The organism is Pseudomonas sp. (assembly GCF_030696055.1).
Classification (GTDB): domain Bacteria; phylum Pseudomonadota; class Gammaproteobacteria; order Pseudomonadales; family Pseudomonadaceae; genus Aquipseudomonas.
The window spans coordinates 26,952-40,682 of the sequence record NZ_JAUYNP010000180.1 but is presented as its reverse complement, the minus strand read 5'-3'; the positions used below and the strand labels follow the sequence as shown (position 1 = coordinate 40,682).

Annotated in this window: 13 protein-coding genes; 5 read left to right on the top strand and 8 right to left on the bottom strand. The window is 64.9% G+C overall.

Annotated features, from left to right (window positions below):
• Positions 1-913: extracellular solute-binding protein (locus Q8Q83_RS10675; RefSeq protein WP_305623547.1), on the bottom strand; the 913-nt coding region annotated here is incomplete at its 3' end.
• Between the two features lie 119 nt (positions 914-1,032).
• Between Q8Q83_RS10675 and Q8Q83_RS10670 the strand changes: the two genes are divergently transcribed.
• Entirely contained in the window at positions 1,033-1,932 is a 900-nt protein-coding gene (locus tag Q8Q83_RS10670) for a LysR family transcriptional regulator (protein WP_305623545.1), read from the top strand.
• 18 nt (positions 1,933-1,950) lie between these two features.
• Here the strand turns inward: Q8Q83_RS10670 and Q8Q83_RS10665 are convergent, their stop codons facing one another.
• Positions 1,951-2,163 (bottom strand): hypothetical protein, encoded by a 213-nt coding sequence (locus Q8Q83_RS10665; RefSeq protein WP_305623543.1) that lies wholly within the window; start codon positions 2,161-2,163, stop codon positions 1,951-1,953.
• Between the two features lie 368 nt (positions 2,164-2,531).
• Between Q8Q83_RS10665 and Q8Q83_RS10660 the strand changes: the two genes are divergently transcribed.
• The 4 genes from Q8Q83_RS10660 to Q8Q83_RS10645 all read left to right on the top strand — a co-directional run bounded on the left by Q8Q83_RS10660 (position 2,532) and on the right by Q8Q83_RS10645 (position 5,588).
• The gene (locus Q8Q83_RS10660; RefSeq protein WP_305623541.1) at positions 2,532-3,122 is read left to right on the top strand and encodes a TetR/AcrR family transcriptional regulator; all 591 of its coding nucleotides are present in this window, start codon (positions 2,532-2,534) and stop codon (positions 3,120-3,122) included.
• Entirely contained in the window at positions 3,119-4,006 is an 888-nt protein-coding gene (locus Q8Q83_RS10655; protein WP_305623539.1) for an alpha/beta fold hydrolase, read from the top strand. Before Q8Q83_RS10660 ends, Q8Q83_RS10655 begins: the two co-directional genes overlap by 4 nt.
• 84 nt (positions 4,007-4,090) lie before the next feature.
• Positions 4,091-4,498 (top strand): PaaI family thioesterase, encoded by a 408-nt coding sequence (locus Q8Q83_RS10650; RefSeq protein ID WP_305623537.1) that lies wholly within the window; start codon positions 4,091-4,093, stop codon positions 4,496-4,498.
• 433 nt (positions 4,499-4,931) lie between these two features.
• Positions 4,932-5,588, top strand: a complete 657-nt coding sequence (locus tag Q8Q83_RS10645) for an endonuclease I family protein (RefSeq protein WP_305623535.1) — start codon at positions 4,932-4,934, stop codon at positions 5,586-5,588.
• Between the two features lie 146 nt (positions 5,589-5,734).
• Here the strand turns inward: Q8Q83_RS10645 and hutC are convergent, their stop codons facing one another.
• The 6 genes from hutC to hutI form a co-directional block, all read right to left on the bottom strand.
• Positions 5,735-6,448, bottom strand: a complete 714-nt coding sequence (gene hutC / locus Q8Q83_RS10640; RefSeq protein WP_305623533.1) for a histidine utilization repressor — start codon at positions 6,446-6,448, stop codon at positions 5,735-5,737.
• Positions 6,449-6,632: 184 nt separating this feature from the next.
• Complete coding sequence (hutH, locus tag Q8Q83_RS10635) at positions 6,633-8,168, bottom strand: histidine ammonia-lyase (protein WP_305623532.1); 1,536 nt, start codon at positions 8,166-8,168, stop codon at positions 6,633-6,635.
• 62 nt (positions 8,169-8,230) lie between these two features.
• A complete protein-coding gene (locus tag Q8Q83_RS10630; RefSeq protein ID WP_305623530.1) occupies positions 8,231-9,637 on the bottom strand; it encodes a cytosine permease in 1,407 nt (468 codons plus the stop codon).
• A 104-nt stretch (positions 9,638-9,741) separates the two neighbouring features.
• The gene (hutU, locus tag Q8Q83_RS10625) at positions 9,742-11,409 is read right to left on the bottom strand and encodes a urocanate hydratase (protein ID WP_305623528.1); all 1,668 of its coding nucleotides are present in this window, start codon (positions 11,407-11,409) and stop codon (positions 9,742-9,744) included.
• Between the two features lie 42 nt (positions 11,410-11,451).
• Positions 11,452-12,405, bottom strand: coding sequence for a formimidoylglutamase (hutG, locus tag Q8Q83_RS10620; protein ID WP_305623526.1), 954 nt, complete (start codon positions 12,403-12,405; stop codon positions 11,452-11,454).
• A complete protein-coding gene (gene hutI, locus Q8Q83_RS10615) occupies positions 12,395-13,630 on the bottom strand; it encodes an imidazolonepropionase (protein ID WP_305623524.1) in 1,236 nt (411 codons plus the stop codon). The genes hutG and hutI overlap by 11 nt, the downstream gene beginning before the upstream one ends.
• Positions 13,631-13,731: the final 101 nt, after the last annotated feature.

Here is a 13,731-nt window from a genome sequence, read left to right as displayed (position 1 = left end):
TGGCGAAGAACACGCTGTTGGTCAGCTCGGCGATGGATTCCGGGCGCAGCATAAAGTCGATAAAGGCATGGGCGGCCTTGGGATGCGGCGCATCCGCCGGGATGGCCATGGTGTCGAACCACATCAGCGAGCCTTCCGTGGGAATGCGGTAGAGCACCTCGAAGGGTTGCTTGGCCTGGCGGGCATTGTCCGCGGCCATATAGGCGTCGCCGTTGTAGGTCAGCGCCAGGCAGATTTCGCCCTTGGCCAGGTCGTCGATATGCCGGCCGCTGCCGACATAGCGCAGGTTCGGTTGCAGCTCGGCGAGCAGTTGCTGCACCGCTTTGAGATCGGCGCTGGCGCTGCTGTAGGGGTCCTTGCCCAGGTAGTTGAGGGCAATGCTGATGACCTCCTGGGGCGAGTCGATCACGGCTATCCCGCAGTCCTTGAGCTTGCTGGCGTATTCCGGCTTGAACAGCAGATCCAGGCTGTTGGTCGGCACGCCCGGCAGGCGCTGCTCGACTGCCTGCTTGTTGTAGCCCAGGCCGACCGTGCCCCAAGTGTAGGGCACGCCGTACTGGTTGCCGGCGTCGGCACTGGCCAGTTTCTCCAGCAGTTCTGGCTCGAGGTTGACGTAGTGCTTGAGCTGGCTACGGTCCACCGGCTGCACCGCCTTGGCCTTGATCGCCCGCGCCAGGCCGCTGGAGGCAGGGAAGACCACGTCATAGCCGCTGCCGCCGGTCATCAGCTTGCTGTCCAGGGCCTCGGCACTGTCGAAGATGTCGTACTTGACCTGAATGCCGGTCTCATCCTTGAAGCGCTGCAACGCCTGCGGCGGGATATAGGACGACCAGCTGTAGAGATTCAGGGCCTGTTCTTGCGCCTGCACGGGCAATGCACAGCAGAACATCAGGGGTAGAAGGGCCTTGCGCATGACGGTGCTCCTCATCGGCAACTTTTGTTGTAGTGGGTTAATCCTGCGCCGGCATTTGCTTCCGATAAATACGAAGTGATCTACTCTGGCATTGCTATCTATCAATGTATGGAGCGGCCATGCTCAGCCAGTTGCGCGACCTCGATCTGCAGTTGCTGCGCCTCTTTATTACGGTAGTGGAGTGCGGCGGCTTCAGCGCCGCCCAGGGCGAACTCGGGGTCGGCCAGTCGACCATCAGCACGCAGATGGCCAAGCTGGAAACGCGCCTGGGCTTTCGCCTGTGCGAGCGCGGCAAGGCCGGCTTCCGCCTGACGCCCAAGGGCGAACAGGTGCTGGCCGCCACCCGCAAGCTGTTCGCCGCCATCGAAACCTTCAAGGGCGAAGCCCAGGGCATGGCCGACAAGCTGCTCGGCGAGCTGCATATCGGCCTCTCCGAAGGCCTGGCGGCCAGCGTGCTGGAGTGCGTGGCCGAGGCCGTCCGGCGCTTTCGCGGGCGCAACCAGGCGGTGCAGATCGAACTGCTCACCGCCATGCCCGCCGAGCTGGAACGCCGCCTGCTGCAAGATCAGCTGCAACTGGCCATCGGCTATTTCTCCGGCAACCAGAGCGCCCTGGACTATCAGCCTCTGTTTAGCGAACGCCAGGTGCTGTATTGCGCCCAGGGTCACCCCTTGTTCGCCCAGGCAGAGGTGAGCCTGGCGGACCTGCAGCAGGCCGACCGGGTGCATCACCCCTACCGTTTTATCCAGGTCAGTGAGCCATTCCAGAGCGCCCCCAGCTCGGCCCTGACCGAGCAGGTCGACGGCGTGCTGGCCTTTATCCTGTCCGGCCAACATATCGGCTACCTGCCCGAGCATATAGCCGCGCCCTGGCTGGCCAACGGCCGCCTGCGTCCCCTACAGGCGGGCAGCCTGGGTTTCGAGGTGCAATTCCACCTGGCCAGCCACCGCGGCCAGCACCCCGGTGATGCGCAGCGCGCCTTTATCCAAGACCTGCTGGCGGCCTTTGCCCAGGGCTAGCAGGCGGGCGCGGTGGTTTTAGAGTCTGGCCTGGGGTCGGGGTCGCTGAGGCGGTCGCTGCCACTGCGCCGCCAGGCGATCGATGGCGGCGATAGTGCCGATAATTTCTACGTGGATGCCGGCTTGAGCGAACCCAGGCGGGTCCGCATCGGCGCATGCCGCCGGCTCTTCCGCCTCCAGTTGCAGGTGCGGGTCGTACAGTTCGATGTGCATAACAGGCGCTAAGTGCATGACGATCTCCTTGCCAGGCAAACGACTGGCGTGACGTAACCCATGGTCAGGAGGCAGTGCAATAAGGCGGGACATGGCGTCCCAAGCGTGCTTGTTGTCAGCGCGGCTCTCACTCAAGCCCCAGGCAGGGCCCTAAGACAGCCTGCGACTAACTGCTGACAAGCAGATGACAGCGCCGCGAGCCGGCGTAAAACACAATCTACCCATTGATCCGACCGGTCAAGCCGCTGCGGCCGCCCGCTAGGCCACGGAAAATCAGCCGAACCACCGCCAATCGGCTTATGCCGCGCCATCACGGCGCCCTATGCCGCGGCCAATTTTCTAAAAACGGCTTGGCAAAACAGACCGACCGGTCTATATATTTTTCCATGAAAAAGATCTCGACTCGCGACAAACTGATCGCCGCCATGGCCGACGCCCTGCAACGCAAGGGCTTGCACGGTGTCGGTCTGACCGAGCTGCTGGATATCGCCGGCGCGCCCAAAGGCAGCCTTTACCACCACTTTCCCGGCGGCAAGAGCGAGTTGGCGGTGGCGGCCATCGAACATATCAGCCAGCGCATCGACGGCTTGTTTGCCCAGCTGTTCGCCCACCAGGCCGACCCGCTGCAGGCGCTGCACCACTGGTTGCAGGGCGCCCTGCAGCAACTGGAGAACAGCAGCTTCGAACGGGGTTGCCCGCTGGCCACCATCGCCCTGGAAAGCGGCCCCGAGGATGTGGCCATCCGCGCCGCCCTGCAGCGCAGCTTCGCCACCGTGCGCCAGGCCCTCAGCCAACAGCTGCACCAATACGGCTACGGCGCGGAGCAGGCCGACAACCTCGCCGCCCTGTTCGTCGCCCTGTACGAAGGCGGCCTGCTGCAGGCCCGCGTCGCCGGCAGCAGCGAGCCGCTCAAGCGCGCCGCTACCGCCCTGTTCAACCTGACCCGGCAGCAACGTCCGGGAGGAGCCCGCGCATGAACACCGAGATTCCCGCCATCCTTAGCGAAACCGTGCAGCTGCCGGCCCGCGACGGCTACCCGCTGGTCGCCACCCTCTACCACGCCCCCGAGCCCGTCGCGCAGTTGCTGATCGCCGGGGCCACCGGCGTGCCCCAGGGCTTCTATCGACGCTTTGCCGAGTACGCGGCGCGGCGCGGCTACAGCACCCTGACCCTGGACTACCGCGGCGTCGGCCAATCGAAACCGGCCAGCCTGCGCGGCTTCGAGATGGACTACCTGGACTGGGCGCACCTGGACCTGGCCGCCGCCGTCGACCAACACCGTCATCCGCAGCGCCCGCTCTATATGGTCGGCCACTCCTTCGGCGGTCATGCCTTCGGCCTGCTGCCCAACCATGAGCAGGTGCAGGGCTTCTACACCTTCGGCACCGGTGCCGGCTGGCACGGCTGGATGCCCAAGACCGAGCAGCTGCGCGTGCTGACCATGTGGCGGCTGATCGGCCCGCTGCTGACCCGCGTCAAGGGCTACCTGGCCTGGAGCAAGTTGGGCATGGGCGAGGATCTGCCCCTGGGCGTGTACAAGCAGTGGAAGCGCTGGTGCAACTACCCGCGCTACTTCTTCGAAGACCCGCAGATGCCCGGCCTGAGCGAACGCTTCGCCCAGGTGCGCACACCGATCATCGCCGCCAATGCCCTGGACGACCTGTGGGCCCCGCCGTCATCGCGCGACGCCTTTATGGCCGCCTACAGCGCGGCGCCCTACCAGGCCCTGGATATCGACTCGCTAGCCAGCGGCCTGGGCGCCATCGGCCATATGGGCTATTTCCGCCCGGCGGCGCAGCAGCTCTGGGATGAGACCCTGGACTGGTTCGCGCAACTGCAGGCCCAGCGCCAGGTGGCTTGAACAAGCGACAGCCTCGGGGCGCCCACGGGCGCATGGCGCACCCGCTTTCGCTCACACCTATTAGGCACCATGGAGAATCCGTTGATGAACAGTATCCCGGAAGGTTTCGAGCCCATTTTCAGAAGCAGTTCGTTTCTGGACCTACTGGGACCTATCTACAACAGAAAATCATCCACTGGATTGGTCATTGGCCTGCGAGCCGAAGAGAAGCACTGCAATGCCCGGGGCCTCGTGCATGGTGGCGTACTCAGCAGCCTGGCCGACATTGCCCTGGGCTATAACGCGGCCTTCGCCGGAGAGCAGCCCACGCCAATGGTCACCGCCAGCCTGACCATCGATTACGCCGGCGCCGCCAAACTAGGCGACTGGATAGAAATCGAAACCGATGTGCAGAAAGTCGGCAGAAGCCTGGCATTTGCTAATTGCTATTTTCTCGTTGGCGCAACGCGCATTGCCCGCGCCAGTGCCGTATTCAGCGTGATTACGCGCTAATACGTCAGGGTCGATAAGAGTTGAGAGAGTTCGGCGAGCGCCAAAAAATTGCCTGGAGCAATTTTTAACGTCGCGCAGCGACGGCCCGAAGGGTGGCTGCCATGGATGGCAAGCCATAAAAAAGAAAACCCCGCGATTGCGGGGTTTTTGCAGACTGAAGTCCTGACATCCTTGATCTGCTTGCCATCCTGGCAGCTGTCCAGCGTATCCCTGTTGAGTAGTGAGCGCTTCCTGCGCGACGTCCATGGCAGAAGATTAACCACACTCGAGCCGAGGCGACAGGGCCGATCGGCAGCACGTCCTGTAAGCCTCGGCTTACATAAATGGCCAACCAAGCAAATGCTCGGCTTTATTTTGTGACGCAGGTCTTGTTAGACTCGATTTGTCTTACAAAAACAACAGACCCCGAACACGGGGTCACTGGGGCCACAGTATGCGCGCAGTAGTTCTTGCCCTCGGTTGCCTGGCAACCGCCTTCAGCCTGTCTACCCTGGCCGGCGGCCAAACACAGATCACCGACCCCAAGGCCGCGGCCCAGATCTTCTGGAGCCAGCTCTACGGCCAAGGCGGCACCTCGCTGTATTGCGGCAAGGCCTTCAGCGGTGCAAGCAGCCAGTTCAGCCTCAGCCCCATCTACAGCAACAAGCAGCTGAAAAGCGCCTTGCGCTGCGTCACCGACCGTCAGTGCAACATCATGACGCCGGACTTCAACTATATGGCCTCCGACCTGCACAACCTCTACCCGGCCCTGAGCCGGGTCGAGTTGGCGCGGCGCAATGCGCAGTTCGGCGAACTGGACGACAGCGTCGCCAGCAAGTTCGCCGACATCGGCTGCGACCTGAAAACCAGCTTCCAACTGGTGGAGCCGCGTGATGAGGCCAAAGGCAATATCGCCCGGGCGATCTTCTATATGCACAGCGAATACGACCTGCCCATAGTCGGCCAGGTGCAGATGTACAAGAAGTGGCACCAGATGGACCCACCGGATGCCGAAGAAAAAGCCCGCAACGACAAGATCGAGCAGCTGCAGGGCACGCGCAATCGCTTTATCGACGACCCCAGCCTGGTCGATCGGCTGATCGCCAACTAGCCCTTAGAACCTGTTTCTGATCTCGCGAGCTAGAGCGAGACAAGGCAAAAACAGCCGAGGAAGCGGAGTTTACGGGTTGTAAATGAGCATTCCGAGGCTGTTTTTAACGCAGTATCGCCGACGCGCAGCAGATCCGAGACAGGTTCTTAGCGGCGGCGGTTAAGGGTCGACCGCAGCTTGTAGCGGTCGCCCGGGTGAATCAGCCGGGCGTAGCTGACCAGGTGCTCGTCCGACCAGGTGCGGCGGATCACGCTCAGGCAAGGCGCCGTACGGTCGATCTCCAGCCAGCCGGCCACCTGCGTATCCACCAGCACCGCCTCCACCACATGCTCCACATCGGAAATCGGGCAGCTGGCCACCAGCACCTCGTTGGGCGTCTGCTTGGAAAAATCGCTGTGCAGGTAGTGCGGCACCCAGCGCGGATTGACGAAACGGTCTTCCAGCTGGATCGGCACGCCGTTCTCGCGGTGCACCAGGATGCTGTGGAACACCTCGCCGCCCAGGCGCAAGCCCAGGCGCAGGGCCACCTCGTCATCCGCCGCCAAGGCCTCGCAACGGATGATGTCATTGCTGTACTCATGGCCGCGGGCGCGCACTTCGCTGGCGATATTCAGCACTTCATGCAGGGAGGATTCGGCCTTGCGGTCGGTGACGAAGGTGCCCAGACCGGCCTGGCGAGTCAGATAGCCTTTCTGCACCAGATCGCGAATGGCCTTGTTGGCGGTCATCCGGCTGACGGCGAAATCCCGCGCCAACTGCTCCTCGGCGGGGATCTGATGATTGACCGGGTAGACCCCGCTGTGGATGCGCTCCAGCAGAAAGTCTTCGATCGCCTTGTAGCGCGGGATTGTGCTGGTCACTGCGGCTCCTTGGGATTACGCCCGGGGCGCGGATAATAGCGCGTCCACACGAGGTGTAGGTTGGGTTGAGACGCGCAGCGGCGAAGCTCAACTCAGCAGCGCGCAGGCTGGGTTAAGGCGCAACGCGGCGAAGCCCAACACCACGGCATATCGCTGTGGTGGGCTTCGCTGCGTTCAGCCCAACCTACCCCTGCGACGGCAGCAGCCCGGCTGGCAGCAGCGGCGACAGCACGCGCTCGGCCAGCAGCGCATTGGCCGCGGCTATATCCGGGGAAAAGAAGCGATCCTCCACATAGTAGGGCACCTTCTCGCGCAACAACTGGCGCGCCTGTTCCAGCAACGGCGAGCTTTTCAGCCCCTCGCGGAAATCCAGGCCCTGGCAGGCGCCCAGCCACTCGATGGCCAGCACGCCACGGGTGTTGGCGGCCATTTCCCACAGGCGTTTGCCGGCGGCCGGGGCCATGGACACGTGGTCCTCCTGGTTGGCCGAGGTCGGCAGGCTGTCGACACTGTGCGGATGGGCCAGGGCCTTGTTCTCGCTGGCCAGAGCCGCGGCGGTGACCTGGGCGATCATAAAGCCGGAGTTGACCCCGCCATTGGCCACCAGGAACGGCGGCAACTGCGACATATGCTTGTCCATCATCAGCGAGGTGCGGCGCTCGCTCAGGGCAGCGATTTCGGCTATGGCCAGGGCGATATTGTCGGCGGCCATGGCCACCGGCTCGGCGTGGAAGTTGCCGCCGGAAATCACGTCACCTTCGGCGGCGAATACCAGGGGGTTATCCGATACCGCGTTGGCTTCCACCGCCAACACCTCGGCGGCCTGGCGCAGCTGGGTCAGGCAGGCGCCCATCACCTGGGGCTGGCAACGCAGCGAATAGGGGTCCTGCACCTTGTCGCAGGCGGCGTGGGAGCGGCCGATCTCGCTACTGGCGCCGAGCAGATGGCGATAGATGGCGGCCGCGTCGATCTGCCCACGCTGGCCACGGGCGGCATGGATGCGCGGATCGAAGGGCGCCCGCGAACCCAGCGCGGCCTCGACGGTCAGGCCGCCGCAGACAGTGGCCGCGGCGAACAGATCTTCGGCTTCGAACAGGCCACGCAGGGCATAGGCGCTGGACACCTGAGTGCCGTTGAGCAGGGCCAGGCCCTCCTTGGCGGCCAGGGTCATGGGCTCGAGACCGGCGATGGCCAGTGCCTCGGTCGCTGGCAGCCACTGACCTTTATGCCGCGCCTGGCTCTCGCCCAGCAGCACCAGGGACATATGCGCCAACGGCGCCAGGTCGCCGGAGGCGCCCACCGAACCCTTGAGCGGGATATGCGGGTAGACCTCGGCATTGATCAGAGCGATCAGCGCCTCGATCACCTTCAAGCGGATGCCGGAGAAGCCACGGGCCAGGCTGTTGACCTTGAGCAGCAGGATCAAGCGCACCATGGCGTCGTCCAGCGGCTCGCCGATGCCGGCGGCATGCGACAGCACCAGGGAGCGCTGCAGCTTTTCCAGGTCCTCGGTGGCGATGCGGGTCGAGGCCAGCAGGCCGAAACCGGTGTTGATACCGTAGGCGGTGCGGCCCGCGGCGAGGATGCCTTCGACACAGGCGACACTGGCGTCGATGACCGGATAGGCCGACTCGTCCAGGGTCAGGCGCACCGGCGCCTGGTAGGCGGCGCGCAGTTGGGCCAGGGTCAACTGGCCGGGATTCAGGTGTAAAGCCTTCATGTCACACTCCTAAAGCGTGCGGTGGCACTCGCCACCGCACCGTTAAATAGCTGGCCTCAAGCCTAGGCGGCGGCCTCGGGCAGGACCATTTTTGCCGGTACCGGCCGTGCGCTTTTGCGCGCCACCAGGTAATACAGCACGCTCGGCACCACCAGGCCGATGATCCAGGAAATGTCGACGCCGCCCAGCTGCGCCACCATAGGCCCGGTATACAGCTTGGTGGAGATAAACGGCATCTGGATCAAAACGCCTATCACATAGACGACTATGCCCGGCCTGTTCCAACGCCCGTAGCGGCCGTAGGGATCGGACAGCGCCGGCACGTCGTAACGCTCCTTGGTGATGAAGTAGTAGTCCACCAGGTTGACCGCGCTCCAGGGGGTGAAGAAGGTCAGCAGGAACAGGATGAACGACTTGAACGCACCGAGGAACGAATGCTGGCCCAGCAGGGCGATAGTGGTGGAAGCGCCGACGATAGCCAGCACGAACAGCAGGCGCTGCAGGCGCGACACCTCGATATGGCCGCGGAAGCCACTGATGATGGTGGCGATGCACATAAAGCTGCCGTAGGAGTTGAGGGTGGAGATGGTCACCTTGCCGAAGGCTACGCAGAAGTACAGCAGCGCGGCCATCGCCCCGGTGCTGCCCAGGCCGACTATATAGGCCACCTCGCGACCGGCGAACTGGCCGTCGGCCAGGGCGGCGGCGAACACACCGAGGACCATGGCGGTCTGCGCGCCTATCACCGAACCGGCGCCGACGGCGAGGAAGGTCTTCCACGACGAGGTGCTGCTCGGCAGGTAGCGCGAGTAGTCGGCCACATAAGGGCCATAAGCGATCTGCCAGGACGCGGCGAGGGACACGGCGAGCAGGAAGGAGGCCCAGCTGAAGTGACGGATCTGCAGCAGCGCGCCGATGTCGGTGAGGACCATCAGGCGGCTGAACAGATAGAAGAAGGCGATGACCCCGAGCACGCTGGCAATCCGGCCGATGCCGTGGATCACCCGGTAGCCTAGCACCGTGGCCAGCACTATGACCGCGGCGAAAATCAGGATGCCGGCGCTGTCGCTGACGTCAATCAACTGGGCGATGGCCTGGCCCGACAGCACGGTGCCGGTGGCGGTAAAGCCGAGGTACATCAGGCACACCAACACGATCGGGATGGCCGCGCCATACACGCCGAACTGCACCCGGCTGGAGATCATCTGCGGCAGTCCCAGCTTGGGCCCCTGGGCCGCGTGCAGGGCCATCACCGCGCCGCCGAACAGCTGGCCGATGAGCAGGCCGATCAGCGACCAGAACACGTCGCCGCCCAGCACCACGGCCAGGGCCCCGGTGACGATGGCGGTGATCTGCAGGTTGGCACCGAGCCAGAGGGTGAACTGGCTGTAGAGGCTGCCGTGGCGCTCGGCCTCCGGGATATAGTCGATCGAACGCCTTTCGATCAAGGGCTTGTTAGCCTGGGTCATTGCACTGTTCTCCGGTGCGACAGGCAGGCTGTCGCTCTTGTTGTTTTAAGGGAACATCTACCGCGAGCACCCGGCGCCCTGGGGCGCCCGGTGAATTCTTTCCACTACTTACCGGTGATCATCGGCAGGTTGAGGTTCTGCTCCTTGGCGCAATCGATGGCGATCTGGTAACCGGCGTCGGCATGGCGCATCACCCCGGTGGCCGGGTCGTTGGTCAGCACCCGGGCGATGCGCGCGGCCGCCTCGTCGGTGCCGTCGCAGACTATGACCACCCCGGAATGCTGGGAGTAGCCCATGCCGACGCCGCCGCCGTGGTGCAGGGAAACCCAGGTGGCACCGCCCGCGGTATTGAGCAGGGCGTTGAGCAGCGGCCAGTCGGACACGGCGTCGGAGCCGTCCAGCATCGCCTCGGTCTCGCGGTTGGGGCTGGCCACAGAGCCGGAGTCCAGGTGGTCGCGGCCAATCACAATAGGCGCGCTCAGCTCACCCGAGCGCACCATCTCGTTAAAGGCCAGGCCGAGCTTGGCGCGCAGGCCCAGGCCGACCCAGCAGATACGCGCGGGCAGGCCCTGGAAGGCGATGCGCTCCCGGGCCATGTCCAGCCAGCGGTGCAGGTGGGCGTCGTCGGGGATCAGCTGCTTGACCTTGGCGTCGGTCTTGTAGATGTCCTCGGGGTCGCCGGACAGGGCCACCCAACGGAACGGACCTATGCCGCGGCAGAACAGCGGGCGGATATAAGCCGGGACGAAGCCGGGGAAATCGAAGGCGTTGGCCACGCCCTCTTCCTTGGCCATCTGGCGGATATTGTTGCCGTAGTCGAAGGTCGGCACGCCCATCTGCTGGAAGTCCAGCATGGCCTGCACGTGCAACGACATGGACTGCTTGGCGGCCTTGACCACCGCCGCCGGCTCGCTCTGCGCACGGTCGCGGTACTGCGCCCAGCTCCAGCCGATCGGCAGGTAGCCATTGAGCGGGTCGTGGGCGCTGGTCTGGTCGGTGACCAGGTCCGGGCGCACGCCACGGCGCACCAGTTCCGGGAGAATCTCGGCGGCGTTGCCGCACAGGGCGATGGAAACCGCGCGGCCCTCGGCGCAGTACTTGGCGATGCGCGCCAGGGCGTCGTCCAGATCGGCAGCCTGCTCATCCACATAGCGGGTGCGCAGGCGGAAGTCGATGCGCGACAGCTGGCATTCGATATTCAGCGAGCAGGCGCCGGCCAGGGTGGCGGCCAGCGGCTGCGCGCCGCCCATACCGCCCAACCCCGCAGTCAACACCCAGCGGCCCTTAAGGCTGCCATTGTAATGCTGGCGGCCGGCCTCGACGAAGGTCTCGTAGGTGCCCTGGACGATGCCCTGGCTGCCGATGTAGATCCAGCTGCCGGCGGTCATCTGGCCGTACATGGCCAGGCCCTTGGCATCCAGCTCGTTGAAGTGTTCCCAGGTGGCCCAGTGCGGCACCAGGTTGGAGTTGGCGATCAGCACGCGCGGCGCGTTGCTATGGGTCTTGAACACGCCGACCGGCTTGCCGGACTGCACCAGCAGGGTCTCGTCGTCGTTCAGGTTGGTCAGGCTCTCGACGATTTTGTCGTAGCACTCCCAGTTGCGCGCGGCGCGGCCAATGCCGCCGTACACCACCAGTTCCTTGGGGTTCTCGGCCACGTCCGGGTCGAGGTTGTTCATCAGCATGCGCAGCGGCGCTTCGGTCAACCAGCTCTTGGCGGTCAGCTTGGTGCCACGCGGGGCGCGGATTTCGATGTCGCGGAATGTGCTCATGGCAGGCTCCTATTCTTGTATGGGCTCAGTTCTTGTTTGGGCTCAGTGAGTGAGGGTCAGCAGATGGATCAGGCGCGCCGCCACGCGGGCAGTGCGGCTGTCGATGTCATGGCTGGGATTGAGTTCGGCGAGGTCGGCCAGGCGCAGCTTGCCGCTGTCGCGCACAGTCTCGAGCAGCGGCTCGAGCAGGGCCAAGGGCACCCCGCGCGCGGCCGGGGCGCTGACGCCCGGGGCTTCGCAGGCGGGCAGCACGTCGATATCGATGGTCAGATAGATCGCATCGCAGCCGGCGATAAAGGCCTGCAGCTCGGCGCCTAGGCGTTCCAGACTGGTTTCGCGGATCTCGCGGTCTTCGCGCACCAGCACGTTCAGCTCGGCGGCGCGCTGGAACAGCGCGCGGGTATTGCTGGCGCGGCTGACGCCCAGGCAGGCATAGACGAAGGGCCAACCGCGCGCCGCGCACTGCTCGGCGATCTGGGCGAAGGGGGTGCCGGAGGAATGGGCGTGGGCCGGGTCGCGCAGGTCGAAGTGCGCATCGAAGTTGATGATGCCGATACGCGGCGCGGCCATTTTTGATGAGCAGCCGGTCAGATGCTCGGCGATACCCAGCCAGCTGCCGAAGGCCATCTCATGGCCGCCGCCGAGGACTATGGGCAGGTGGCCGGCATCCAGCAGGGCGCAGACATTCTGCCCCAGGCGGGCTTGGGCGCTTGCCAGGTCGCCATCGGCGCAGAGCACATCGCCGGCGTCATAGGCCGGGCCCTGGCGGTGCCAGGCCAGATTGGCCAGAGCCTTGCGCATGGCCAGCGGGCCGTTGGCCGCACCGACCCGGCCGTGATTGCGGCACACCCCTTCGTCGCTGGCGAAGCCGAGCAAGGCGACGCCGGGTTGACTGTCCACGGCGAGCGGTTGGATGCGTTGGTGCCAGCGCGGGCTGTCCATTTCCGGATCGACGCGGCCCTGCCAGAGCTCCAGCGAATAACGATCAGCATGCATCCTGTGTCTCCTCTTTGCTGAAGCGGATAACGCCTGCGAACACCCGCTGGCGCAGGCGCCCCGGCTGTATCGCATAGGCCAACTCGGCTGGCTGTTGCACATCCCACAGGCACAGGTCGGCGGTTGCCCCAAGCTCGATCCGCCCCAGATCCGGGCGACCGAGGGCGCGGGCGGCCTGGGCGGTCATGCCGGCCAGGGCCTCGCGCGGGGTCAAACGGAACAGGGTGCAGGCCAGGTTGAGGCACAGGGTCGGAAAGCAGATAGGCGAGGTGCCGGGGTTGGCGTCGCTGGCCACCGCCATGGGCACGCCGTAACGGCGCAGCAGCGCGATGGGCGGCAACTGAGTTTCGCGCAGGCAATGGAAGGCGCCGGGCAACAGGGTGGCCACGGTGCCGGCGGCGGCCATGGCCTGCACTCCGGCCTCGTCGAGAAACTCGATATGGTCGGCGGACAGGCCGTGATAACGGGCGACCAGGGCGCTGGCGCCCTGATTGGACAATTGCTCGGCGTGCGCCTTGAGCGCCAGACCGTGCCGTTGCGCGGCCTGGAACACCAGTTCGCACTGCACCGGGCTGAAGGCGATGTTTTCGCAGAACACATCCACCGCATCGGCCAGGCCGGCAGCCGCGGCCGCCGGGATTATCTCGTCGCACACCAGCGCTATATAGCCGTCGCTGTCGCCGGCAAACTCCGGCGGCAGGGCATGGGCCGCCAGCAAGGTGGTGGTCACCCGCACCGGCAGCAACTCGCCGAGGCGGCGCGCCACGCGCAACATCTTCAATTCATCGGCGGTGGTCAGGCCGTAACCGGATTTTATTTCGAGCGTGGTCACGCCATCTGCCAGCAGGGCCTGCAAGCGCGGCAGGCTCTGCGCCAGCAACTCGTCCTCGCTGGCCGCGCGGGTGGCGCGCACGGTGCTGAGGATGCCGCCGCCGGCGCGGGCGATATCGGCGTAGCTGACCCCTTCCAGGCGCTGCTCGAATTCGCCGGCGCGATTGCCTGCGTAGACCAGATGACTATGACAATCCACCAGACCCGGAGTCATCACCCCGCCGCGACCGGCCTCGACCGCGCCCTGGGCCAGCGCCTCGGGAAACGCCCGCGTCGGCCACAGACCCGCCACTCGGCCCGCCTCGACCAACAGCGTCATGGGCTCGGGCAGCACGGCCAAACCATCGAAAATACAGAGATCACGCCATAACAGGCGCGGGGCGGACATAGACATGAAGCGCTCCTCAAACAACTTGTATATACAATAGAAGTGGAAATCAGCCTCGTCAAGCCCGACATAAGCTGCGCAATACCATCGACAGCGCGCCTTTTTGC